This window comes from Streptomyces polyasparticus (assembly GCF_014493765.1).
GTDB classification, from domain to species: Bacteria; Actinomycetota; Actinomycetes; order Streptomycetales; family Streptomycetaceae; genus Streptomyces; species Streptomyces polyasparticus.
Window position 1 is genome coordinate 219966 of record NZ_JACTVJ010000017.1, and the last position, 21179, is coordinate 241144.

20 protein-coding genes and 1 pseudogene are annotated in these 21179 nt (G+C 68.1%); 10 read left to right on the top strand and 11 right to left on the bottom strand.

Going from position 1 to position 21179, the window contains the following annotated elements; all coding sequences use genetic code 11:
• The first annotated feature begins 19 nt into the window (after window positions 1-19).
• Window positions 20-466 carry a heme-degrading domain-containing protein gene (locus H9Y04_RS31600; protein WP_187817571.1) on the top strand — a complete coding sequence of 149 codons (447 nt, stop codon included), beginning with the start codon at window positions 20-22 and terminating at the stop codon, window positions 464-466.
• Window positions 467-543: 77 nt separating this feature from the next.
• Here the strand turns inward: H9Y04_RS31600 and H9Y04_RS31605 are convergent, their stop codons facing one another.
• The 5 genes from H9Y04_RS31605 to H9Y04_RS31625 form a co-directional block, all read right to left on the bottom strand.
• Window positions 544-1395 carry a fumarylacetoacetate hydrolase family protein gene (locus H9Y04_RS31605; RefSeq protein ID WP_187817518.1) on the bottom strand — a complete coding sequence of 284 codons (852 nt, stop codon included), beginning with the start codon at window positions 1393-1395 and terminating at the stop codon, window positions 544-546.
• A gap of 137 nt (window positions 1396-1532) precedes the next feature.
• Window positions 1533-2279, bottom strand: a complete 747-nt coding sequence (locus tag H9Y04_RS31610; RefSeq protein WP_187817519.1) for a YidC/Oxa1 family membrane protein insertase — start codon at window positions 2277-2279, stop codon at window positions 1533-1535.
• A 117-nt stretch (window positions 2280-2396) separates the two neighbouring features.
• Entirely contained in the window at window positions 2397-2726 is a 330-nt protein-coding gene (locus H9Y04_RS31615; RefSeq protein WP_438818172.1) for a DUF6412 domain-containing protein, read from the bottom strand.
• 41 nt (window positions 2727-2767) lie between these two features.
• Window positions 2768-4276, bottom strand: coding sequence for a sodium:solute symporter family protein (locus tag H9Y04_RS31620; RefSeq protein ID WP_187817520.1), 1509 nt, complete (start codon window positions 4274-4276; stop codon window positions 2768-2770).
• On the bottom strand, window positions 4273-4491 hold the full coding sequence (locus H9Y04_RS31625) for a DUF3311 domain-containing protein (protein ID WP_308801277.1): 219 nt from the start codon (window positions 4489-4491) through the stop codon (window positions 4273-4275). Before H9Y04_RS31625 ends, H9Y04_RS31620 begins: the two co-directional genes overlap by 4 nt.
• A gap of 161 nt (window positions 4492-4652) precedes the next feature.
• Here H9Y04_RS31625 and H9Y04_RS31630 point away from each other — a divergent pair, with 161 nt between their 5' ends.
• Together H9Y04_RS31630 and H9Y04_RS31635 are read left to right on the top strand one after the other, a co-directional pair.
• Entirely contained in the window at window positions 4653-5198 is a 546-nt protein-coding gene (locus tag H9Y04_RS31630) for a SigE family RNA polymerase sigma factor (protein WP_187817521.1), read from the top strand.
• The gene (locus H9Y04_RS31635; RefSeq protein WP_308801279.1) at window positions 5195-6199 is read left to right on the top strand and encodes a hypothetical protein; all 1005 of its coding nucleotides are present in this window, start codon (window positions 5195-5197) and stop codon (window positions 6197-6199) included. The genes H9Y04_RS31630 and H9Y04_RS31635 overlap by 4 nt, the downstream gene beginning before the upstream one ends.
• Before the next feature lie 28 nt (window positions 6200-6227).
• Here the strand turns inward: H9Y04_RS31635 and H9Y04_RS31640 are convergent, their stop codons facing one another.
• On the bottom strand, window positions 6228-7064 hold the full coding sequence (locus tag H9Y04_RS31640) for a class E sortase (RefSeq protein WP_187817522.1): 837 nt from the start codon (window positions 7062-7064) through the stop codon (window positions 6228-6230).
• Window positions 7065-7473: 409 nt separating this feature from the next.
• Between H9Y04_RS31640 and H9Y04_RS31645 the strand changes: the two genes are divergently transcribed.
• Both H9Y04_RS31645 and H9Y04_RS31650 read left to right on the top strand, forming a co-directional pair.
• Window positions 7474-8478 (top strand): SEC-C domain-containing protein, encoded by a 1005-nt coding sequence (locus tag H9Y04_RS31645; RefSeq protein WP_187817523.1) that lies wholly within the window; start codon window positions 7474-7476, stop codon window positions 8476-8478.
• Complete coding sequence (locus H9Y04_RS31650) at window positions 8475-11633, top strand: DEAD/DEAH box helicase (protein ID WP_187817524.1); 3159 nt, start codon at window positions 8475-8477, stop codon at window positions 11631-11633. The genes H9Y04_RS31645 and H9Y04_RS31650 overlap by 4 nt, the downstream gene beginning before the upstream one ends.
• On the opposite strand, the gene H9Y04_RS31655 is transcribed toward H9Y04_RS31650, so the two are convergent.
• Window positions 11630-12214 carry a hypothetical protein gene (locus H9Y04_RS31655; protein WP_187817525.1) on the bottom strand — a complete coding sequence of 195 codons (585 nt, stop codon included), beginning with the start codon at window positions 12212-12214 and terminating at the stop codon, window positions 11630-11632. The genes H9Y04_RS31650 and H9Y04_RS31655 overlap by 4 nt on opposite strands.
• A gap of 48 nt (window positions 12215-12262) precedes the next feature.
• Between H9Y04_RS31655 and H9Y04_RS31660 the strand changes: the two genes are divergently transcribed.
• On the top strand, window positions 12263-13312 hold the full coding sequence (locus H9Y04_RS31660; protein WP_187817526.1) for an SRA domain-containing endonuclease: 1050 nt from the start codon (window positions 12263-12265) through the stop codon (window positions 13310-13312).
• 2 nt (window positions 13313-13314) lie between these two features.
• Here H9Y04_RS31660 and H9Y04_RS31665 read toward each other — a convergent pair whose 3' ends face one another.
• The gene (locus tag H9Y04_RS31665; protein ID WP_187817527.1) at window positions 13315-13746 is read right to left on the bottom strand and encodes an ATP-binding protein; all 432 of its coding nucleotides are present in this window, start codon (window positions 13744-13746) and stop codon (window positions 13315-13317) included.
• 142 nt (window positions 13747-13888) lie between these two features.
• On the opposite strand from H9Y04_RS31665, the gene H9Y04_RS31670 reads away from it, so the two are divergent.
• The 3 genes from H9Y04_RS31670 (at window position 13889) to H9Y04_RS31680 (ending at window position 16233) form a co-directional block, all read left to right on the top strand.
• Window positions 13889-14701: a helix-turn-helix domain-containing protein gene (locus tag H9Y04_RS31670; protein WP_187817528.1), complete on the top strand. Its 813-nt coding sequence runs from the start codon at window positions 13889-13891 to the stop codon at window positions 14699-14701.
• Window positions 14698-14901 carry a DUF397 domain-containing protein gene (locus tag H9Y04_RS31675; protein WP_187817529.1) on the top strand — a complete coding sequence of 68 codons (204 nt, stop codon included), beginning with the start codon at window positions 14698-14700 and terminating at the stop codon, window positions 14899-14901. The genes H9Y04_RS31670 and H9Y04_RS31675 overlap by 4 nt, the downstream gene beginning before the upstream one ends.
• A 252-nt stretch (window positions 14902-15153) precedes the next feature.
• Window positions 15154-16233 carry a hypothetical protein gene (locus tag H9Y04_RS31680; RefSeq protein ID WP_187817530.1) on the top strand — a complete coding sequence of 360 codons (1080 nt, stop codon included), beginning with the start codon at window positions 15154-15156 and terminating at the stop codon, window positions 16231-16233.
• Here the strand turns inward: H9Y04_RS31680 and H9Y04_RS31685 are convergent.
• Window positions 16230-16778 (bottom strand): N-acetyltransferase, encoded by a 549-nt coding sequence (locus tag H9Y04_RS31685; RefSeq protein WP_187817531.1) that lies wholly within the window; start codon window positions 16776-16778, stop codon window positions 16230-16232. The genes H9Y04_RS31680 and H9Y04_RS31685 overlap by 4 nt on opposite strands.
• A 520-nt stretch (window positions 16779-17298) precedes the next feature.
• Between H9Y04_RS31685 and H9Y04_RS31690 the strand changes: the two genes are divergently transcribed.
• On the top strand, window positions 17299-18162 hold the full coding sequence (locus tag H9Y04_RS31690; protein WP_214661808.1) for an SDR family oxidoreductase: 864 nt from the start codon (window positions 17299-17301) through the stop codon (window positions 18160-18162).
• 70 nt (window positions 18163-18232) lie between these two features.
• On the opposite strand, the pseudogene H9Y04_RS31695 reads toward H9Y04_RS31690, so the two are convergent.
• Together H9Y04_RS31695 and H9Y04_RS31700 are read right to left on the bottom strand one after the other, a co-directional pair.
• Window positions 18233-19749: pseudogene (locus H9Y04_RS31695) on the bottom strand (MFS transporter).
• A gap of 49 nt (window positions 19750-19798) precedes the next feature.
• A complete protein-coding gene (locus tag H9Y04_RS31700) occupies window positions 19799-21010 on the bottom strand; it encodes a DUF445 domain-containing protein (protein WP_236071724.1) in 1212 nt (403 codons plus the stop codon).
• Window positions 21011-21179 lie beyond the last annotated feature (169 nt).

A 21179-nucleotide genomic window follows, 5' to 3' on the forward strand; every position in this document is an offset into this window, starting at 1 on the left:
CCCGACCGTCGAGGAGCTGATGGCGCAGGAAGAGCGCCTGGTCCTCGACCACTTCACGTACGACGACGCCTGGGAACTGGGCTCGATGCTGGTCAAGATGGCCCGCGAGCGCCAGGCCCCGGTCGCCATCGACATCCGCCGCGGCGGCCAGCAGCTCTTCCACGCCGCACTGCCCGGATCGACCCCGGACAACGACGCGTGGATCGACCGCAAGCGCCGGGTCGTGGAGCGCTACGGCTGTGCGTCGTTCCTGGTGGGCGCGCGCTTCCGGGCCAAGGGCACGACCTTCGAGGAGTCCTCGCGGCTCGACCCGGATACGTATGCCGCGCATGGTGGCGCGTTCCCGATCGCGGTCCGCGGTGCGGGCGTCATCGGGACCGTGGTGGTCTCCGGGCTGCCGCAGGCGGAGGACCACGCGATGGTGGTCGAGGCGCTGGAGCGATTCAAAGGGGTCGGAGGGCGTTAGCCCCCCAACTCCCCACCGCGGAGCGGCGGAGCAGCCCGGCCGGAACGATCCGGCCGGGCTGCTCCCCGTAAAAGGACCTACGCGTCCTTGAATTCCTGGCGCTGGCGGCCGAGACCCTCGATCTCGAGCTCGACCACATCACCCGCCCGCAGATACGGCTTGGGCTCGGGCTCGCCCATCGCGACACCCGCCGGCGTACCGGTGTTGATGATGTCGCCCGGGTAGAGCGTCATGAACTGGCTTACATAACGGACCACTTCGGCGACCGGGAAGATCTGCTCGGCGGTGGTGCCGTCCTGCTTGAGCTCACCGTTGACCCAGAGCTTGAGGCCGAGCGCCTGCGGGTCGGCGATCTCGTCGGCCGTCACGAACCAGGGGCCGAGCGGGTTGAACGTCTCGCAGTTCTTGCCCTTGTCCCAGGTGCCGCCGCGCTCGATCTGGAACTCGCGCTCGGACACGTCGTTCGACACCGCGTATCCGGCGACGTGCGCGAGGGCCTCCTCGTGCGACTCCAGGTAGCGGGCCGTCCTGCCGATCACGATCGCGAGCTCGACCTCCCAGTCCGTCTTCACGGACTTACGGGGGATGAGCACGGTGTCGTTCGGGCCGACGACCGTGTCCGCCGCCTTGAAGAAGATGATCGGCTCCGCGGGTATCTCGGCGCCGGTCTCTCGGGCGTGGTCGTGGTAGTTCAGGCCGATGCAGACGACCTTGCCGATCCGCGCGAGGGGCGGGCCGATGCGCTGCCCCTCGGCGTCGAGCACGGGCAGGGTCGGGGCGGCTTCCCGGATCCGGGCGAGCTGCGCCTCGTCGGCGAGCAGAGCGCCGTCGATGTCCGTGACGAGCCCGGACAGATCGCGCAGCGCGCCGTCCTCGTCGAGCAGTGCGGGGCGTTCGGCCCCGGGGTTTCCGACTCGCAGCAGCTTCATCGTTCACTCTCCTGTGGTCGAAGGGTGCCGATGGGTTGCGGCCATCGGAGCTTGGCTGATCCTCCAAGAAATGGATCCAGCCCGCAATACCCAGTTCACGTACTGGACCGTCACTGCGCGTGTCCCCGCTCGCGGTCTCACATGGCCGCCGCAAGGGCGGTCGGGGGCGCGTCCCGGTAGAGGAAGTAGCGTTCCGCGGCGCTCCACGTGGTGCTCGTCACCACGTAGAGGGCGGCGGCGAGCGGCACGACCGCCACCGTGAACAGGGTGAGGAAAGACATCAGCGGCATGAACTTCAGCATCGCGCCCATGCCCGGAGCCGCCTCACCGGTGGGGGCCGGCGCGGTGGCCATCTGCTGCTTCGTACGCCGGTAGTTGAAGGTGGCGACGGCGGTCACGAGCAGGAACAGCGCGATGTAGACCAGACCCGCCCCGCCGAAGAGACCGCCGTCGGCGAGAGCGTCGTGGAAGCGCCCGGCGAGCGGTGCGCCGCCGAGGCTGTGCCCGAGTAGCGGGTTGGCCTCGCCGCCGATCTCCTTGGTGGAGAACAGGTGGTACATGAGGAAGAAGGCGGGCAGCTGCAGCAGGCTCGGCAGGCAGCCGGAGAGCGGCGAAACCCCTTCCCGCTTGTGCAGTTCGAGCATCTCGCGCTGCAGCTTCTCGGGGTTCTTGCCGTGCTTCTTGCGCAGCTCGGCCAGCTGCGGGGCGAGCTTGGTGCGCGCCTTCTGACCGCGCGCCGCGGCCCGGGACAGGGGGTGCACGGCGAGGCGTACGGCCATCGTGAACAGGATGATCGCGACGGCTACGGATGCGCCCTGGAACAGAGGGTGGAGAACGTCGGCGAGCTGGTCGACCACGTCGGCGAAGCCGCTGAAAAAGGACATGCTGGGCCCCTTGAGGGAGTCTCGTCGTACCGGAAATGCCGGAGTACCGGCGGGATTTCGGCGTGACGGACCGCGAAGAGGCGCTCCTGTGGAGCTGTGAAGCCGTACGGGAGAGGCTTACGCGGCCGTCGGGGCGAGACGCCCCGGTGCTCGCGGACGCGGACGGCCCGCGGCGTCCGGATCGCGTTGCGGCAAGAAGGCCGTGCGTTGTTCACGATCGCGGATCGCGGTGCGCACCCGGGCCGGCTGGGCGCCGGGCACGGAGCGCGAGGCGATGAGCGCGCAGACGGCGAGCGCGGTGCCGGCCGCGGCGGTCGCGGCCAGGGCGACGGCGGCGGAGAGCGGGCCCGCGTCGGTGAGCAGCACCTGGGCGACGAGCAGGAGCAGCAGGCCGGTGATCCGCAGATCCTTGAAGGTGACGTGCAGATCCTTGAACCTGTCGATCACGGCTGCCTCCTCTCGCGTCCCTTGTGTGCGCTCCCCCGATCCTAAGCGCGAACCGGCTCCTCCACGAGGGGCTCCTTCGCGAGGACGTCACGGTCGGGACGTACGTCCTGATCCTTGGGCCCGGCAAAGGTGACGAGCAGCACTACCACGACATTCGCCGTGAGAGCCACAAGTCCGGCATTGATCCCCCACACCGGATCGTTCCCGGTGAAGACCAGCGCGCAGACGATCCCGACCCCGACGACCAGACCGCTCAGCGCGGCCGCCGTGCCGAGCCGCCGCCAGACGAGGCCGAGCAGCAGCATCGGAAGGAGCTGCGCCATCCCCTCGTACGAGATGAGCGAGAGCCGGACGAGGGTGTTGGGGGCGGCGTATGTCATGAGCAGCGCGAGCGTGCCGGCGAGCACGACCACGGCCTGGGAGGCGTTCTTCTGCCGCTCCTGGCTGTGCAGACGCGGCACGTGACTGAGCACGCTCCTCCCCCACATCGTGCCGATGACCAGCATGAACACGGCCATGGGCACGATGGACGACAGCGCGGCCGCGACCCCGATGACCCCGACCGCCCAGGCCGGCAGCGAGTCCACGACGAGCTTGAAGAGCGCGAGGTTCGAATCCGCGCCCGCGAGGCCGGGAACGACGAAGAGCGCCGCCATGCCGAGCAGCATCGGGACGAAGAGCAGGATGTTGTACGCGGGCAGCAGGATGGCGTTGCGGCGCAGGGCGTCGGCGTTGCGGGCGCCGAGGTAGCCGGCGACGGTGGTCGGGAAGATCACCACGGTGAAGGCGTTGAGCACGGTGGTCGAGGCGAACCAGGCCATGCCGAGGCCGCTGTCGGCTCCCCCGTGGCCCGGCAGCGTGAGCCAGTCGCGCTTCTGCTCGGCGAGACGGTCGAGGAACGGCCCGTAGCCGTCGAAGTAGTGCAGCGGTACATAGATCGCGAGGAACGCGAGCGTGCCGATGACCAGCACGTCCTTGAGCACCGACACCCAGGCGCTGCCGCGCAGACCGCTCACGACCACGAAGCCCGTGGTGATCGCGAAGGCAAGGAAATAGGCCCAGTTGAGGCTGATCGTGCCGTACGAGATGGTCGAGACGACCACGCCCATGCCGGTGATCTGCAGCTGGATGTACGGGAGCAGGAACACGGTCGCGAGCACGGCGACGGCGGCGCCGAGCCAGGGCTTCCCGTAGCGGTGGCTGATCATGTCGGTGATGCCCACGAGCTGGTGGTCGCGGGCGTAGGCCCAGAGCATCGGGCCGACCACGTAGCCGACCGCGTATCCGCAGGACATGTAGGCGACGACGTAGAGCACGGGTGCGCCGTAGTTGTAGCCCCAGCCCGCGGCGCCGAGGTAGCTGAAGCTGGTGTAGCCCTCGCCGGCCATCAGGACCCAGATGAACACGACGCCGAGGCTCCGCCCGCCGACGGACCACTCGGCGAGCCCGCCCTGTCCGCCTCTTCCGCGTACGGCGAGCAGGCCGAGGGCGACGGTGGCGACCATGAAGACCGCGAAGACGGTGGTGGCGACGGTGGCCTGGGTGCTCATCGAGCGGCCCCCTTCCCGTGCTTGTCCCGGTACTTGCGGTCTCCGCGCCAGGTCATCCAGGCGGCGACCGGCGTGAGCAGGGTGGCCGCGATCAGCCAGGCGAAGAAGAACGGCAGCCCGAGGACGGTGGGTTCGACCCGGTTGACGAACGGCAGGGCGCCTGCGTACAGGAGGAACGGGACGAGCAGCCAGAGGAGATGGGGGCGAACGATCACCGGGTGAGCCTAAAGGCCTGATCCGCCCGAGAGGCACCGCGACCTACGGCCCGGGCAACCGAATCCGGCGGAACGGTGGTCTGGAGGGCGAGGGGCTGTCGGCACGACAGCCGGGGGGCTGCCGTGCCGACAGCCCGGAGGCATGGCGAGGGGGTGAGGGCGTGAGAGCCGAGGAGCAGGACGGCTACCGGGAGTTCGTGCGGGCGCGCTGGCCGCAGCTGGTGCGCACGGCGTATCTGCTGACGGGCGATCTCCATCATGCGGAGGACCTGACGCAGACGGCGCTGGCCAAGGCGTACCGGTCGTGGCGCAAGGTGTCGCGCAGCAGCCGGCCGGAGGCGTACGTCCGCAAGATGCTGGTCACGTGCAACAGCGACAGGTTCCGCAAACGCCGCGTGGGCGAGCACCTGACGGCGATACCGCCGGATGTGGCGGGCCCGGGTGACTCCGCCGCTCAGATCGACGACCGCGGCAGTCTGCTGCGCGCGCTGGCCCAATTGCCGCCGAGGCAGCGGGCGGTGGTCGTGCTGCGCTACTGGGAGGACCTCTCGGAGAGCGAGGTGGCCGAGACGCTCGGCTGCTCGACGGGCACGGTCAAGAGCCAGGCCGCGAAGGGCCTGGCGAAGCTGCGGGCCTGTCCGGAGCTGGCGGACGCGATGGCACAGACACCTGGCGGGATCGCCACGAGTCGGGGAGGGGCCCGGTGAAGGACTTCACGCAGGACGACGAGTATCAGGACGATGCGTACGGGGGCGCTGCGTACGGGGGCGCTGCGTACGGGGCCGCTCCGCAGACGCCCGCGGAGGCGCGGCTGCGGGAGCTGCTGAGCCGGCAGGCGGGTTCGATCAGGACCCATGAGGCTCCCCTCGACGCGATCGAGCGCCGGGGACGCAGAGGACAGCGGCTGCGCGTGGCCGTGACGGCCTCCGCGCTGGCGGTGGTGATCGCGGTGCCCGTGGGCGCGTATGCGGTCGGCTCGGGCGACAACACACCGGTCGCGAAGGCCCCTTCGCCCACCTCGCCCACGAAGGTCGGCGTTCCCCCTGCGCACACGACACCCACGCCGACCCCCTCGGGTCCCGCAGCCCCCGGCTCTCCGGAGCAGCTGGCCGACGGGATCACCTATGAGCAGGCGGCGGACGGCCTGGAGAAATGCCTGGCGTACCACCGTGAGATGGACGTCACCACCGACGAGGACCTGCGGATCGAGCTGGGCAAAGCCGAGGACTACCGCATCCTGCTTGCCCACCGCATGACCGGTGACGACAATGCGCCCGGGGACGGATTCTGGGTGGCGGCGACGACCGACAAGCCCCGGCCCAACCGCGTCATCTGCCGGATAGTGGACGGTAAGTCGACCGGTATCAGCAGCGGCTCCGAGGAGCTGCTCCCGGAGTTCGGCCCGGTCCACCCGGACATCAACGCCGGCAAGCTCAACCAGCAGACCATCATCACCAGCGGCGGCTGGCGCATGCCCTACCGCTGGGGCAGCATCGGCCAGTTCGCCTCCGAGGTCGAGCGCGTCACCGTGACCTACGGCGACGAGACCGTCGAGGCGTCCCTGGACCACGGCTGGTTCGCGGCGACCGGGATCCTTCAGAAGCAGCCGACGACCGCCCCGCACATCAAGGGCTATGACGCCGACGGCAAGCAGATCTACGACTCGACCCAGGACAAGTTCTACGAGCACGCCCTGCCGAAGAGCTGACCGGCCCGGGGGGCGACGCTCGGCGCTGTCAACGCCGCTTGATGGCGCTGAGCTTGCCCCACACCACCAGCCGGTACTTGGAGGTGTACTCCGGCGTGCAGGTGGTCAGCGTGATGTAGAGGCCGGGCTCGTTGTATCCGTACGACGGTTTCACGATGCTGCGCGGCACCTTCGCGATCACTCCGCTGTCGCGCGCGCTGGTCTGCGGCAGCGTGCGGTCCACGATGTACGTGAAGGTCGCGGACTTGGTGTCCACCGTGAGCCGGTCCCCCTTGGCGAGCCGGTTGATGTAGCGGAACGGCTCGCCGTGCGTGTTGCGGTGCCCGGCCAGCGCGAAGTTCCCGGCGGCTCCCGGCTGCGCGGTGCCCGGGTAGTGACCCACGTACCCCTTGTTGAGCACTCCCTGCTTGCTCACACCCTGCGCGACCGGGACGCGTACGCCGAGCTTGGGGATCGAGAGCACGGCGTAGGCCTGCTCGTAGTCGGGGGCCCGGGGCTTGCGCGCGGTGGGCTGGTGGTTGCCCTCGTCGGGCGGCGGCTCGGCCAGCTCACCGAGATCCTCGGGCGCGGGCGCCTGCTCGTCCGCCGCACCGTCGTCGGGCTCCTCCGCGGCAAGGGAGGACTCCCACTCCCTCTCCAACGCCTCGACCTTGCGCTCCGCGCCTTCCCTGGCCTGCCGGTTGGTCCACCACAGCTGGTGCACGACGAGCAACAACAGCACGACGCCCACGGTCACGGTGACCTCGGCCCCGGTCCACAGCCCACGCGCCCACGGGGAACGCCGCCGCGGTGCCCCCGGAGGCCGACGCCGCTGCCGGCCGCCCTGCACGACCACCGGAATCCGCTCCCGACTGCGCACCCGCACGGCCTCTCCCCTCCTCGCAGGCGTGCAGGGTAGGTCGAACGGGGGCAAGTGACCAGGGCGAGAAGGATGTTGGGGAGGTTGGGCTGCTTGACGCGTGGTGGCGGGGGGCGGGGCGGTTCGCTGGGGCGGGGTGGCTGGGGTGGGCGGGGCGGTTCGCCGGGACAGGGTGGCTGGGGCGGGCGGGCGGTTCGCCGGCGGGGCGGGCGGTGGTGGGCGGCCGGTTCGCACGCGGGGTTACGGCGGCGGACGGGGCGGTTCGCACGCGGGGCGACCTGGGGCGGCCCAGTGGGGCGCCCGTCCACGCGTCTGCACGCCCGCATGTCCACACGGGCACTACCCGAACGTCGTGGGGAACGTCGCGCCGAAGGGTCCTGCCTAAAGGGCTGGGCCTGGCAGTACGGTGAACCCCATGCGCCCCGACACGCCTGCCGATCCCACGGATCACACCGCCGAAGCCGAGCGTCTGCTGCGCACCGCGGCGCAGTACCCCGAGGACGCCGAGCAGCTGCTCCTTCACGCCGCCGCCCACGTGGAGCTGGCCGGCGACCGCCCCCAGGCCACGACGCTCTACGACCGCCTCCTGGCCGGCTCGCTGGAGAACCCGGCCCTGGTCCGCGCCTTGAAGGCCGCCAACCTCTGGGAGTACGGCCACGAGGCCGAGGCCCGCGCCATCATCGACGGCATCCGCACGACAGCGCCCCGCTCCCCGGAGGCCTGGGTCATCGCCGCGGAATCCCTGGAGTCCCACGACGAACTGGCCACGGCCCACGAACTCTTCACCGAGGGCGTGGAACTCCTGATCGTCCAGGGCGAGGAAATCCCGTACGACTGCCGCCCGTTGCTCCTCGGCCGCCACCGCGTCCGCCGCCTCCTGGCCCTCCCCCACGACGTCTGGGACGTCCTGGCCGACGACGAGCACTCGTCCTCGTCCCCCATCTCCCTCGACGAACTCCACGACCCGAAACGCCTGTGGGCCCTCGGCTCCTCGGACCCGGAGGAACTGAGCGCCGAAATCGCCCGCCTCCGCGCGGAGTTGGGCACGTACAGGGCGGCCCTGTCCCGCCCGTTCCCGGTAGCGGTCCTCCACTGGCCCTCGACGGAACTCACCGAGCTCCTCTCGGCCTACCCGACCCTGACCTCGGAGTACCCGTCCCACGAGGAACACCTCGCGACCATAGAGTCCTCCCTGCGCGAACTCGCCGCATCAGGCACGGAAAACCTCGGCATCGTCACGGCCACGGTCCCCTCCTACGAAGCCTTCGCAGCTTCCGAGGGCGCTTCCCCGAACGACGCCTCGCTGCTCCCCCAATACGCCACCACCCTCGCCGCCCGAGGCCGCGCAATGGGCTGGCCGCCGCGGGGGAAGTGCTGGTGTGGGTCGGGCACGCCCTACCCGGAGTGCCACGGGGAATGAGCGACGGCGCGATCGATGCACAACAGCCCACGGTTGGTCTCTACGAGAAGCTGATCACGCTACGGCTGGAGGGCCAGCTCAAGGAACTCTCCAGCCAGGGGTGGGCGACCATCGCAGACTCCGTAGGGGATGAGTCCGCACCGCATGTGCTGGCTCGGCATGTAGCCGAGACCGTGAAGCGCGTCCTGAGGGAGCTCAAGCCTGAGGAACGTGTCCATGCCGCCAACCACATCTTGGAGTCCATCAGCACCCTTGATGGCGCCAAGGAGTGGGTGGACATGGTCTCGGACGGCCCGCGGCAGCTACTCGCCTTGGCCAAGCAGGAGGCCCCAGGTGTCTATGCGGTACGTCCCGCCACGCCCCTGTCCGACGCAGGCCTGATCACCAACTCCCCTGACGACCCAAGCCTCGGTTTCGAGCTGCGCGCCGAACTCGCCACGGCAGACCGCATCGACCTCCTCTGCGCCTTCGTCAAGTGGCACGGACTGCGCGTGATCGAGAAGTCATTGGCCGCCGCTCGCGACCGCGGCGTTCCTATCCGTGTGCTCACCACGACATACATCGGTGCCACAGACCGGCGCGCTCTCGACCGCTTGGTGCGTGAGTTCAACGCCGAAGTGAAGGTCAACTACGAGACACGGTCGACGCGGCTGCACGCCAAGGCGTGGCTGTTCCACCGCAACAGCGGCTACGACACCGCCTACGTCGGCAGCTCCAACCTCTCCAAGGCCGCCCTTCTCGACGGCCTCGAGTGGAACGTCCGGCTGTCGACCATCGCCACACCAGACGTGATCCGCAAGTTCGATGCGACCTTCGATGCCTACTGGAACGACCTGTCTTTCGAGATATACGACCCGGACGCAGACGGCACCCGACTCGACGAGGCGCTGAGCATCGCGAGCGGCAAGTCCGCCACGACCGCAGCCGAACGCAGGATCACCCTCTCCGGTCTGGAAGTACGCCCCTACGCCCATCAGCGGGACATGCTGGAACGTCTCGAAGTGGAGCGTGAGGTGCACGACCGGCATCGCAATCTCCTGGTAGCCGCCACCGGCACAGGAAAGACCGTGATGGCGGCGCTCGACTACAAGCAACTCCGCAAGAAGCACGGCCGCGACCTTCGGCTGCTCTTCGTCGCTCACCGCAAAGAGATACTTCAGCAGTCGATGCGCACCTACCAGGACGTACTCATCGACGCCAACTTCGGTGAAGAGCTCTACGGCGGCGAGATCCCTGCAAGAGAGAACCATGTCTTCGCCAGCGTGCAGTCACTCAACTCACGTACGTTGGAACGCCTTCAGCCCGACCACTTCGACGTCATCGTGATCGACGAGTTCCATCACGGCACTGCACCGACCTATCGGCGCATCGTTGAGCACTTCCGTCCAGCCGAGCTCCTCGGTCTGACCGCCACTCCCGAGCGGACTGACGGAAAGAACATCCAAGACGAGTTCTTCGATGGACGCATCGCCGCCGAAATGCGCCTGTGGGAAGCCCTGGAGAACGACCTCCTCAGCCCCTTCCACTATTTCGGCATCAGCGACAACACCGATCTGACATCGGTGGCATGGAAGCGCGGTGGCTACGAGGAGTCGGCACTCAGCAACGTACTTTCCAGCAATGGGGCCCGCGCACGACTCATCGTCAAGAAGGTCAAAGAGAAGATCGCCGAGCCAGGCGCCATGCGCGCATTGGGCTTCTGTGTCTCCGTAGCCCATGCCCACTTCATGGCGGACTTCTTCCGCACTGCAGGGCTCAACGCCGTCGCGCTCTCTGGCGAAACGAATCCAGAGGTACGCAAGCGAGCACTCGACGACCTGAGAACCGGAGACTTGCAGGTCATCTTCTCGGTCGACCTCTTCAATGAGGGACTGGACATCCCCGATGTGGATACGTTGCTGCTCCTGCGCCCCACCGCCAGCGCCACGGTCTTCCTCCAGCAACTCGGCCGCGGATTGCGTCGCACCGACAGCAAACCCGTGCTCACAGTTCTCGACTTCATCGGCCAGCACCGCAAGGAGTTCCGGTTCGAGAACCAGTTCAGAGCGCTCACAAGTCTCACGCGCAAGCGTCTACTTGAGCACATCGAGTGGGATTTCCCCCAGCTTCCCTCCGGCTGCCAGATCCTCCTTGAGGAAAAGGCCAAGCACACCATCATCGACAACATCAAGGCCCAGATCGGTGTCAACGTAACCGCTCTCGCCCGCGAAGTCGCCGACTACGGTGAAGTCGACTTGAGCCGCTATCTCGACCAGAGTGGCCGGGAGTTGAAGGAGCTCTATCGCGGTAGCGGCAACTCCTGGACAGGGCTTCTGCGTCGTTCCGGCCTCCTCAAGGGTGAAGCTCCCGAAGGCGAGGCCGCGCTCCTCAAGCGCATCCCGGCCTTCCTGCACGTGGATGATCCGCTGCGTGTGGCCGCGTACTCCCGCCTGGTGGAAGACAACGCCCCGCCCTACGCCGACCTGGACCCCCAGACTCAGGCGTACGCCCGGATGTTCTTCTTCCAGCTCTGGCCTTTGGGCGGCGTCACGCGCAAGGGTTTTGACTCATACGACGCCGGCTTCGCCACTCTCCGCGATCAGCACGCATTCCGTAGCGAGCTGCGCCAGGTCCTGGCCTACAACCTCGAGCACACCGAGCACATCCCGGTCCCGCTCCTCGGCGACCACGCGGGCATTCCCCTCACTGTGCACGCCTCGTACAGCCGCGAGGAGATCCTCCCGGCCCTCGGGCAGTCGTATATCGGCGGCTTCATGCCCGGCGACTTCCGTGAAGGCGTCAAGTGGTGTGAGTCGTTCAAGACGGATGCGCTCTTGGTGACGAGAGAGAAGGACGAAAAGGACTTCTCCCCGCAGACCCGCTACCACGACTACGCCCTGACCACGAAGCGCTTTCACTGGGAATCTCAGAACAGCACCTCGGACACCTCCCCCACCGGCCGGCGCTACCAACGCCACGAAGCCGAGGGTAGCCACGTCCTGCTCTTCATCCGTCGCTACAAGAGCACAGATATCGGCGGCCCTCAGCCGTGGATGCTGCTCGGCCCCGCCTCATACGTGGAGCACACGGGAAGCAAGCCAATGGCGATCACTTGGGAGTTGAAGCACGAGATTCCGGCGGAGGTGTGGTCGTACTCAGCTATCGCGGCGAGCTAGAGCTGCTGTTGGGGATTGCGGAGCACACTTCCTGCGTAATCGACGAACGCTGCGTGAGCAAGAGCTGCCCTCTGGTCAGCTTCTCTCCAACGCTCCAGCCGCTCCTGCAGCGTTCCTTCAGCGCTTGGCGCAACGGCTTCCGCGAGCAGGCCGATCGAATCCATCGTGGCCACGTGCAAAGCGCGCCCGCACTGTGCGAGTGCCTCCGGTCTCCACAGGGCGAGTTCGCCACAGATCGACCCCATCACATGTGCATGCCCTCTGGCTTCGTCCCGTACAGCATCGGGGAAGCCTCTCTCCTGCCGTATCTCTATGGACGCGCGCCGGAGCGCATCATCCGCCGCCGCATACGCTTCAAGGAGTCGGACGCACGCCTGCTGCCGGTGCTCCTTCACCCAACGCGTGTGCTCGACCGCGGCTTGACTTCCCACTTGCGCGAGCGCGGCCTCAACGGCCTTCCTTCCTGCGATACGCGCGCCCCACGTGCCGCCGAACACCGCACCGGCGACGCCGCCCCCTAGGCCGAGGATTCCCGCAACAACCGCCGCCAGCCCTTGATCCATCCGGACATCATCCTTCATCCGGCCAACCTCTGCATGGCTGTCGGTGGCACCAATTAGCCTGCGATCATGACGACTTCAGTGCCTTCCTTCCGACCTGGCGACATTCGTACGCGAGCAGAGATATATCGGGAGTTAGGCGGTACCGGGGGGACTGGCGGCATCGTCCCCTCGATCTCCAAGAAGACCGTTCTCCTCTTCTCGGATGCCCAGTCGGGCGAGAAGCTCGGCTATCGCGACGGCTGGCTCCGCGACCAGGGCACAGACGGCCCCATCTTCATGTACACCGGGGCGGGTCAGATCGGTGATCAGACGCTCACGAAGGTGAACAAGTCCGTTCTGCAGCACCGCGAGGAGGGCCGCACGCTCCACCTCTTCATACGCCACGGGAAGATCCCCAACACCGACACCAAGACCCACCGGTACATAGGCGCCTTCGAGCTGGCCGAAGATCCGCCCTACAAGTGGCGCCGAGCTAGGGACAAGGAGGGAGATGAACGCGACGTCGTCGTCTTCCGCCTTCGCCCCACCGGTGAGTACAACCGGCTCAAGAGCGACGACATGCCGCTCCCGAGGGAGACCAGACCTCTCCGCTTCTTGGGCAGAGGAAGACGCTCCCCAGCTCCCACGTTTTCAAGAGGTAGGCGCGCCCGCGACCGTGCAGCTGCCCATGCTGTACCCCGCCAGGCTCAGACCTTGGTCTCTGACCTGTCCAGTGAACTCATCAGCCGCAATCAAGAGCTGATGGACCTGGAGGTCCATGCCCGCGGTCGGCAGGAAGCGATGGAGGCGGCCCTTTACAACGCTTCCGTGAACACCATCTATGAGCCCACCAACGACACGACGCACCGCGAGGTGCTTGAGGCGCTCATGAAACTGGCCGACATCAGCCGCTACTTGAGCGAGCCCCACAACGGCCTACCGCTACGCTGCATGATCCTGACCCCTGACGAGCCGGACGAGGACATCCGCGACCTGCTCGCTCACCAAGGCGTCGGCCTGATCTACCGCAACGCAGACGGCAGCTTCACTGAACTCCCCCTCGACACCCAGGGCTCCACTCCACCGACGCCGCCGCTCGCCTCTCTCTGCGCCGACTGCCCGCAACGCTCGGCCTGACTTCAGGGCTGCGGTTCGCGATTGAGCTCGAACCACACGGTCTTGCCGATGCCGCACGCGCGGAGCTCTGCACCCCAGGCGTCCGACAGGACGGAGAGCAGCGCCAGGCCGCGGCCACACTCCTCGTCCGTCGCCGGATTCCGGAGTACGGGCGGAGTGCTGCTCGCATCCGTGACCGAGATCCGTAGGCGGTCCGTCGTCAGGGTGGCACGTACGCAGATCTCGCGACCTGGCACCTTCGCGTGCCGGTACGCGTTGGTGGCCAGTTCGCTGAGCAGTAACTCGGCCGTTTCGCTCAGCGCATCCGGAAGGTGCCACGAACCGGCCTGCTCTCGCAGGAGAGTTCTCGCCCGACCTGCGCTGCGGGCGTGGCGCGGCAAGCGCCACTCAATGTCGGCGAGGACGGTTGCGGGAGCTTGTGGAGGTACGGGCATGGGCAGGTCCTTGCGGGCTGAGTTTCGTTGTTCGGCGAGCTCAGCGTCGCGTTGCGCTCTTACGCTTGAGGAGTAACGGCGCGGGTACGAAGGGTGTTTGTACCCGCCGTGTACCCGCCGTGTACCCGGGGAGGCCGGTGCCGTGACCGAGGCGAACTCTCAGCAACCACCGATCGCCTGGCGGTACTGCGGCAGCCAGATCAAGTTATGGCGCGACGGCGCCGGCGTGACCCGTCAGGCGCTTGCCGACGAGGCGAACTACGACTGCGAGACGGTCAAGTCGATGGAGAACGGTCGACGTCGGCCGACCATTCAGCTCCTAGAGGTCGCTGACCGGATGTGCCGTGCGGGTGGCAAGCTCGTCGCCGCGCAGCAGTACCTCAAGCCGGAGAAGTACCCCGAGTTCTCGCAGGACTTCATCCGATACGAGGCGGAGGCGATCGCCCTCAGCTCGTATCAGCCCTTGCTCATCCCTGGACTGCTCCAGACGGAACAGACTGCGAGGGCGCTGCTCAATGCACACTGGCCGCCCTTGGATGACGAGGAGATCGAGGAACGGGTGGCCGCTCGGCTCGCACGGCAGGCGATCCTGGGCAATCGGACGCGGTCCTTCAGTTTCATCATCGGCGAGGCCGCGGTCACCAACCCGCTCGGTGACCCGAAGGGGCACAGAGCTCAGCTAGGGCACCTGAACCAGATGGCTACTGCCCGCAATGTGAGCGTCCAGGTCATGCCTGCCGGAGGCGCGCACCCGGGACTCAATGGCCCTTTCGTTCTGCTGGAGTTGGCCGAGCACGAGCATCTCGCATACGAGGAGGGGCAGACGGTGGGAGTGCTGCATTCCGATGCCGGGCGCGTGAGCAAGCTCATGCAGCGCCATACCATGATCCTCGGACTGACGCTCAGCCCTGCTGAGTCGGCACGCTTCATCGGCAGGCTGGAGGAGGAGCTATGAACACCGAGCTGGAGTGGTTCAAGTCCAGCTACAGCGGCACCGAGGGCGGCGACTGCCTCGAAGTCGCCCTCACCGCCGACGCCACCCACATCCGAGACTCGAAGCTCGGCCCCCGAAGCCCTCAGTTCGTGGTCGCCGCGGACACCTGGGGCGACTTCGTTGCCTTTGCGCAGAGCGCCATCCCGTACCCGGAGTCTTGAGCCCCGAGCTTCGGGTAGCGAGCGTCGAGATTCAAGCGGTGTTTGCAGGGGTGGTTAGTTTTGGGTGGGGAACCCCCTCCCGACCCACCCGGGCTCAGCCCAACTACCGCACATACGCGCGCAGATGACCTTTCGTGATGGGCTTGCCACGCAGCGTCGCGACCGTCTAGCGTTCGCGACAACAAACGACCCCGGCAGGTGCTGCGAACACCAGACCGGGGTCTCGACCTCAAGATCGTACGGAGCGATCTCATGGCGTACGAAAACTCTAACGCGCCCCTGCCCTCCCCCGCACACCCCATGGCCAACCCCGGCTACGGGAAGCGTTCCGTACGCGGCCAAGAGGCAAGCTTTCAGGCTGACTTCAGTCGGCTCCCAATCCGTGCCGCGTATATCGCCGCGTTCATCGACCGGCTTCCCGAAGGTGCGGCTATGGATGCGAAATCCCTCGCCAAGACCAGCCCCCTCTACGGGCAGCAGGCTGTCCGAGGCGCGCTCAATGAGCTCTCCCGCGCCGGGCACTTGCGTCGGGTGCGGCGGTTGAGCAGGTCCGAGGACGGCGGGTTCCGATGGGTCTCGCGCACCCTGTGGTCGCGCACCGCACAAGACGACGAATGGTGGACCCGCTATCTCGGCGCTGACGAGCGACGCCAGACTGCGGATGCCGCGACCGATGCGATCTCGACAGGCAGCCCAAGTCCCGATGTCGACGCCGCGACCGCACCCGCGCCCCGCCAGGCCCCCGTACCGGCAAAGCCCCCGTCGTCAGATCGCTCGACCGCCTACGCCGCTCTCGCTCAACTGGGCGAGATCACCCCGAAGTTAGCGCTGTCCGCCGCCGACTGTGCCACCCTCGCCGATCTTGCCGCGCAGTGGCTGGAGCGGGGCGCTACGGTTCCCCACCTCACCCAGGCCCTCACGGCCGACCTGCCCGAATACGTCCAAGCGCCCCGTGGCTTCGTACGTCACCGGCTACTGGAAAAGGTGCCACCCAAGCCATCCGCAGCCGAGCCCCGCTCGCACCACACGATCATGGAGTGCACCAAGTGCGGCATCCCAGGCCGCCCTGAGGCACTACCAGAGGGTCTCTGCGGCACATGCCGTTCGGCCGACCCGTCACCTGATGCTGGCGCCCGCCGCCCCGTCGTCGACGCGCGGCGGCACGCCGCTGAACTCCGTCACGCCCTCACCGCCGCCCGCGCCCCTCGTCCGGCAGCGGCCCTGAGTCGAGGTTCCCGAGCCGACAAAGTGACCAAACGCCCCAAGCGAACAGGGGGATTCCGGGCGAACGACGGCACGGAAGGTCACTACGTCGGCGGCCCCAACCCCTAAGCCGCCAACTCCGCCCGCGGATGCCCCGGCGCCAAGAACACCACCACCTCGTTGTCCTCCGACGGCAGTGGCCGGACCTCGTGCCAGCCGAGGCGGCGGTAGCTGGCCACCGTGGCCGCAGCGCGGCGGGCCATGGGGACCCAGGCGCGGCCCGATGGGGCGTCCTTGACCAGTTCGGAGAGCAGGGAGCGGCCGACGCCCGCCGGGCGGGCGCGGCGGCGGACGGCGAGTTCGTCGAGTTCCAGGGCGCCGGCGAGCAGGGAGTGCACGCGGTCCGGGCCCAGTTGGGATGCGACCTTCGCGTAGGTGCGCGTGTCCGGCAGGGACGCCGGCGTGAGGCGGGCGATGGCGAAGCCGTCGATGCCCTGGTCGGACTGGGCGAGTACGGCGCGGAAGCCGGGGCGGTCGGCTTCGTTGCACAGGCGGTAGTGGAAACGCTGGATCGATTCTTCGTCCTCGTTCCACGGCGGGGCCGAGAAGACCTCGGCGTACGCGTCGACCAGGTCTTCCACGAGGTCGAGAACGGTGGGTCCGTAACAGATCACCTGAACTGCTCCTTGCTCCGCTCCTGGATCCCGGACTCGCTCCTGCGAGATCTCGCTGATCCCGGTTGATCCACTGGGATGCGCCCGCGTGCGGTGCGATCGCGCCGCATGCGCTATGACCGAATGTAGGCGGTACGAGGCGGTATTGAGCGTCTAGTCCGCTAGAACACCCTCTGATGCAGAAGAGGTTGGTCGGTGCGGATCATCAACTTCCGTACCGTAAAGCCGAGATGAGCATGGAACATGCGCCTTGAGGGTGTCTGGGAGTGTGCTCCCCAAGCGCGCTGAAATAGCCCGCAATTGGTCCACGGGTACGGGCGTGTCGCGCCCCGCCACCGTTCCTACGGTACGAACGCGAAGGGCTTCCCGTACGCCCCATCCCTGAACTGGTCGCCACTGAACTCCCGTACGAGCGGCGCTGATTGACATGCAATCTGCGGCTGGGGATTTAGGACCGAACCTGTCCGCATCCCCTTCTAGCGTGTGATGCACAGAGCACGGAAGCACCCACCCCGATTCCATGGGAGACCTCATGATCCTCGTCACCGCCGCCACCGCCCCCGTCGGCCGTTGTGTCGTCGAGCAGTTGGCCGCGGACGGTATCCCCGTCCGCGCCCTCACGCGCGACCCCGAGCGGGCCGGACTGCCGCCGCAGGCCGAGGTCGTCCAGGGTGACCTCGCAGACGCGGACAGCCTGAAGAGCGCACTGGAAGGCGTCGACGCCGTGTTCCTGCTCGCCGCGTCGCCCGATATCGACGCCGAGGTCTTCGCGGCGCAGGCCGAGGCGGCCGGCGTACGGCGGATCGTCTTCCAGTCATCCGGGGCCGTGCGGGACGGTGTGGCGGAGCAGCCGAACCCCGTGGCCGGGTTCCATGAGGGGATCGAGCGGGCGCTGGCCGGTTCGGGAGTCGAGTACACCTTCCTGCGGCTGGCCGTCGAGTCGTCCGGTGCCCTGGAGTGGTCCTTCGACGTGGCGGGGCAGTTGGCCGCGGGCGATGTGGTGCGGGGTCCGTACGCGGATGCGCTCGAGACGCCGATCCACCCGGCCGACTTCGCGGCCGTCATCATCGCGGCGCTCACGGACGACGGTGCGCACGCGAACCGCGTCTACCCCGTCACCGGGCCGCACCAGTTGAGCCTGGGAGAGCAGGTCCGGCTCATCGGGGAGGCGCTGAACCGGCCGGTGCGGTACGAGGAGTTGGGGCCGGAGGCGGCGGCCGCGGCGATCAGCCCGTATGCCCCGGCGGAGCTGTTGCTCGGCACCTGGGCGCAGCACGTCGGAAGCCCCGCGCCGGTCGCGGACACCCTGCGCCGGCTCACCGGGGCGACGGGCCGCAGCCCGCAGGAGTGGGCGGCCCACACCGCCGGGCGGCTGACCGCCTGATCCCGGGACGCGGTTGAGGCGGCCACCCGGACACGGGCGGCCGCCTCACCCCTTGAGGCCACACCCCCCCTCAAGCCGTCCGCACCCCACCCGCCGACACCCCGCCCCCGCCCGGGCCCGCACCCCCGCCCGCCACCGACAGCGGCGTAGCAATGTCCTCCAGCGACCTCCGCTCCGCCCGCACCGCGAACACCGCCGCCACCAGCCCCGCGGCCACCATCAGACCGGCCCCGATCTGGAACGCGAGCACCGTGTCCGCCACCACGCCCGACTCCGTGAGCTCGGCGAACAGGAGCGGGCCGCTGATGCCGCCGGCCGCCGTGCCGACCGCGTAGAAGAAGGCGATCGCCATCGCGCGGGTCTCCATCGGGAAGATCTCGGAGACGGTGAGATACGCGCTGCTCGCGCCCGCCGAGGCGAAGAAGAGGACGACCGACCAGCAGGCCGTCAGCGACGTGGCGGTCAGGGAGCCGCGGTCGAACAGGTACGCCGTGCCGAACAGCAGCAACCCCGAAAGCACGTACGTCGACGTGATCATGATCTTGCGGCCGACGGTGTCGAACAGCTTCCCCAGGAGCAGCGGCCCCAGGAAGTTGCCGGCCGCGATCACCGCGAAGTAGTAGCCGGTGCTGCCGGTGGGCACGTCGAAGAACTTGGTGAGGATCGCGCCGAAGCCGAAGGTGATCGCGTTGTAGAGGAAGCCTGTCCGATGAAGAGGGAGAGGCCGAGGACCGTGCGCTTCGGATACGTGGTGAAGACGGTGCGCGCCACTGTCAGGAAGCCGATCGACTTGCGCTGCCGGATGGTCATCTCCGAAGCGGGCGGCGGCAGTTCGGTGCCCTTCTCCGCTCGGATGCCGTCCTCGATCGAGCCGACGAGCTCCTCCGCCTCCTCTCCCCTGCCGTGGATGAACAGCCATCGCGGGGACTCGGGCACATTGCGCCGTACGAGAAGGATCACCAGGCCGAGGACGACGCCGAGCGCGAACGTCAGCCGCCAGCCGACGTCCATGGCGAAGAGCGAGGTGTCCAGGGCGACGATCGAGAGCAGTGAGCCGCCGATCGCGCCCAGCCAGAAGCTGCCGTTGATGATCAGGTCGACGCGGCCGCGGTAGAGGGACGGGATCAGTTCGTCGATGGCCGAGTTGATCGCCGCGTACTCGCCGCCGATGCCGAAGCCGGTGAGGAAGCGGAAGACGAAGAACCACCAGGAGTGGAAGGAGACCGCGGTCAGGGCCGTGGCCGCGAGATAGACGGCGAGCGTGATGATGAAGAGCTTCTTGCGGCCGAAACGGTCGGTCAGCCAGCCGAAGAAGAGGGCTCCGCTGCACGCTCCGGCCACATAGAGCGCGGCGGCGATACCGGTGACCTGCGCGGACGAGATGGGCAGCCCGCTGCCCTGCTCCGAGAGGCGGCCCGCGATATTGCCGACGATGGTGACTTCGAGGCCGTCGAGTATCCAGACCGTGCCGAGCCCGATCACCACCGTCCAGTGCCAGCGCGACCAGGGCAGCCGGTCGAGGCGGGCGGGCACGGACGTGGTGACGGTGGCGGGTGAGCCGGCGGATTCGACGGACCCGGTGGACATACGGCACCTCCTGAGGACGGTGCCGTCCGAGTCCCCTCACCCTGCGGCTTTACGCCCCCAACGCGTGCGTCACCGTATAGATCAGCAGACCCACCAGCGACCCCACCACCGTGCCGTTGATCCGGATGAACTGCAGGTCCCGGCCGATGTGCGCCTCGATCTTCCGGGTCGTCTGCTCGGCGTCCCAGCCCGCCACGGTGTCCGTGATCAGCGAGGTGATCTCGCGGCGGTACGTGCTGACCACATGGACCGCGACATCCTCGGCCCAGCCCTCGACCTTGCCCTGCAGCCGGGCGTCGGCGGACAGCCGCGCACCCAGCGAGAGCAGCCCGGCCCGTACCCGCAGGCGCAGTTCGCTCTGTTCGTCCTCCGCGGCCGCCACGATCATCCGGCGTACCGAGGACCAGGCGGAAGCGATGATGTCCTGCACTTCGCCGCGGCCGAGCACCTCGGACTTGAGGCGTTCGACGCGCATCCGGGTATCCGTGTCCGACTGCAGATCGACCGCGAAGTCGGACAGGAAGCGGTCGATGGCGCCGCGCGCGGGGTGCTCGGGCATGTCGCGCATCTCGGTGACGAAGCGCAGCAGTTCCTTGTAGACCCGCTCGCCGACCCGCTTGTCCACGAAGCGCGGGGTCCAGCCCGGTGCGCCGCCCTGGACCGCGTCCATCACCTGGTCGCTGTGCAGCACGAGCCAGTCGTGCGCCCGTACGCAGACGAGGTCGACGACCTTGCGATGGCCGCCGTCCGCCACGATCTTGTCGAGGGTCTTGCCGATCCCGGGCGCGATCTCGGCGGCGTCCGCGCGCCGGGTGATGGCCTCGCCGACCACGGCCTGCACATCGGAGTCGCGCAGCACCGTGAGGGCTCCGCGCAGCGCCGTGGAGAGTTCGGCCGTGACGCGGTCGGCGTTGGCGGGTTCGGCCAGCCAGTCGCCGAGCCGGGCGCCGATGCCGACCGAGCGCAGCCTGCGCCGTACGACGTCCTCGGAGAGGAAGTTCTCGCCGACGAACTCGCCGAGCGAGGTGCCCAGTTGGTCCTTCTTCGTCGGGATGATCGCGGTGTGCGGAATGGGCACGCCGAGGGGATGCCGGAACAGGGCCGTGACGGCGAACCAGTCCGCCATCGCACCCACCATGCCGGCCTCCGCGGCGGCCGCGACATAGCCGGTCCAGGGGCCGAACCCGGAGTTCTGCGCCCACTTGGCCAGGACGTAGACGATCGCCACGAGCACGAGCAGGCCGGTCGCGGTGGCCTTCATCCGGCGCACGCCGCGGCGGCGCTCCTCGTCGGCCGCGTTGAATGAGAAGCCGGAACCGGGGGCATGCTGCCTTCGCGACGCCGGTCCGGTTTCGTCCGGCTTTCGCTCTGTTTCGTCCGCTTCCTTCACGTCCGCCTGATCCATCCGCTTCGCCGTCCCATCCGCTCTG

Excerpts from the sequence above, each read along its gene's own strand:
- H9Y04_RS31700 (WP_236071724.1), bottom strand. The coding sequence starts at position 21,010 with ATGAAGGCCACCGCGACCGGCCTGCTCGTGCTCGTGGCGATCGTCTAC.
- H9Y04_RS31620 (WP_187817520.1), bottom strand. The coding sequence starts at position 4,276 with ATGAGCACCCAGGCCACCGTCGCCACCACCGTCTTCGCGGTCTTCATG.
- H9Y04_RS31605 (WP_187817518.1), bottom strand. The coding sequence starts at position 1,395 with ATGAAGCTGCTGCGAGTCGGAAACCCCGGGGCCGAACGCCCCGCACTG.
- H9Y04_RS31660 (WP_187817526.1), top strand. The coding sequence starts at position 12,263 with ATGACGACTTCAGTGCCTTCCTTCCGACCTGGCGACATTCGTACGCGA.
- H9Y04_RS31600 (WP_187817571.1), top strand. The coding sequence starts at position 20 with ATGGCGCAGGAAGAGCGCCTGGTCCTCGACCACTTCACGTACGACGAC.
- H9Y04_RS31690 (WP_214661808.1), top strand. The coding sequence starts at position 17,299 with ATGGGAGACCTCATGATCCTCGTCACCGCCGCCACCGCCCCCGTCGGC.
- H9Y04_RS31665 (WP_187817527.1), bottom strand. The coding sequence starts at position 13,746 with ATGCCCGTACCTCCACAAGCTCCCGCAACCGTCCTCGCCGACATTGAG.
- H9Y04_RS31645 (WP_187817523.1), top strand. The coding sequence starts at position 7,474 with ATGCGCCCCGACACGCCTGCCGATCCCACGGATCACACCGCCGAAGCC.
- H9Y04_RS31680 (WP_187817530.1), top strand. The coding sequence starts at position 15,154 with ATGGCGTACGAAAACTCTAACGCGCCCCTGCCCTCCCCCGCACACCCC.
- H9Y04_RS31610 (WP_187817519.1), bottom strand. The coding sequence starts at position 2,279 with ATGTCCTTTTTCAGCGGCTTCGCCGACGTGGTCGACCAGCTCGCCGAC.
- H9Y04_RS31675 (WP_187817529.1), top strand. The coding sequence starts at position 14,698 with ATGAACACCGAGCTGGAGTGGTTCAAGTCCAGCTACAGCGGCACCGAG.
- H9Y04_RS31655 (WP_187817525.1), bottom strand. The coding sequence starts at position 12,214 with ATGAAGGATGATGTCCGGATGGATCAAGGGCTGGCGGCGGTTGTTGCG.
- H9Y04_RS31650 (WP_187817524.1), top strand. The coding sequence starts at position 8,475 with ATGAGCGACGGCGCGATCGATGCACAACAGCCCACGGTTGGTCTCTAC.